The organism is Arthrobacter sp. JCM 19049, from assembly GCF_001310435.1.
Map to the genome: position 1 here is coordinate 1 of NZ_BAXF01000448.1, position 1,742 is coordinate 1,742.

Below are 1,742 nucleotides of genomic sequence, written 5' to 3' on the forward strand. Positions count from 1 at the left end.
GGGCGGCAGCCCGGCGGCGTCGGACCAGGCCCAGCGCTGGTTGGCCTGAGCACGGCTGGGCGGTTAGGGCCGCATGCGACCGGCCTCAACCTTGCTGCGGTGGTAGTCCACGGTTCCGGTATGGCTTCATGCCTCCGGACAGGATCGCCTGAATATCGCCGCCGTCCCCACCCTGGACAGCAGCGGGGTACCGCAACGTCCCAGGGGGCGAATTTCTCCGGATGCCGATAACTATTGACCACTGGTTTTCCGTCAGGCGGAGTGCCTGCCTTCTGCGATGCGGAAAAATACTCCGCAGTGCCGCAGGGCGGGTGAAGGGGCGTCGTGGCGCCCGCGGTACGGGCGATGACCCTCCGGTCACCGCATGATCCGGGGGCTTCACGGGCCGGATGCCTCAAGGCAGTCCGCCGTTCGCCCTGTCCTTGACTGGTCGCCGGCGGGTTCACCGTGGAATTTCCCGGCCCCGCCCCAGATGTGCGCCGCGTTACGCAACCCCCTTGACAGTGACCCAGATCTCGCCATAAAGTTTCCATAAACCAAAACATAGTTTCCACATGTTGAAATTATGGAAAGACTTCAAGGAGGGAACGACGTGTCCTACACACTGAACTGCTCGATCTTGCTGACCGAACTGCCGATCCTGGAACGCGCAGCCGCCGCCAAGGCCGCGGGCTTCGACAGCGTGGAATTCTGGTGGCCGTTCGCCGAGGCCGTGCCCGGCGACAAGGACGTGGATAAGTTCGTCGCCTCCCTCAAGGACGCCGGCGTGCAGCTGGACGGACTGAACTTCTACGCCGGTGACATGCCCGGCGGCGACCGCGGGCTGGTGTCCTGGAAGGGCCGCTGCTCCGAGTTCAAGGCGAACGTGGAAGTGGTCGCCGCGATCGGCGAGGCCACCGGCTGCAAGGCCTTCAACGCGCTCTACGGCAACCGCCAGGAGGAATACACCCCGGCCGAGCAGGACGAGCTGGGCCTGAAGAACCTTCTCGCCGCCACCGAGGGCGTGGCCCGCATCGGCGGCACCGTGCTGATCGAGCCGGTTTCCGGCACCGCGGCCTACCCGTTGAAGACCGCCGCCGACGCGCTGGAGGTCATCAACAAGGTCAAGGCCGCCGGCAACCAGAACATCGCCCTGCTGGCCGACTTCTACCACCTGGCCGTGAACGGGGATGACGTCGCCGCGGTGATCGAGCAGCACGCCAAGGACTTCGGCCACATCCAGATCGCGGACAACCCGGGCCGTGGCGCACCGGGCACCGGCAACCTGCCGCTGTTCGACTGGATCGACCGTTCCCGCGAACTAGGCTACACCGGCAAGGTCGCCCTGGAGTACAAGCAGGAGCGCGAGACCGCGTTCAACTGGCTGGAAACCGCCAGCACCTCCGCCTAGCGCACCTCCCGCACGAGGCCGGCCCCGCCGGCACCGCCTTCGACAGCTTTGAAAGAACAGGACAAATGAGCAAGAACATCGCCTTCATCGGACTGGGCATCATGGGCCTGCCCATGGCCAAGAACCTGGTCAACGCCGGCTTCAAGGTCACCGGCTACAACCGCAGCGCCGCCAAGGCCGAGGAACTGGCCGCCGCCGGCGGCACCGCGGCAAAGACCATCGCCGAGGCGGTCAAGGACGCCGACGTGGTGATCACCATGGTGCCGGACTCCCCGGACGTGGAAGCCGTGGTCACCGGCGAGGACGGCGTCTTCGCCAACGCGAAGTCCGGCGCTGTGGATCGACAACTCCT

2 protein-coding genes are annotated in these 1,742 nt (G+C 65.9%); both read left to right on the forward strand.

What is annotated here, in order from left to right:
- The first annotated feature begins 592 nt into the window (after window positions 1-592).
- Window positions 593-1,390, forward strand: a complete 798-nt coding sequence (locus JCM19049_RS13235) for a TIM barrel protein (protein WP_054821817.1) — start codon at window positions 593-595, stop codon at window positions 1,388-1,390.
- Window positions 1,391-1,455: 65 nt separating this feature from the next.
- On the forward strand, window positions 1,456-1,742 hold a 287-nt coding region (locus tag JCM19049_RS13240; protein WP_279403205.1), incomplete at its 3' end, for an NAD(P)-binding domain-containing protein.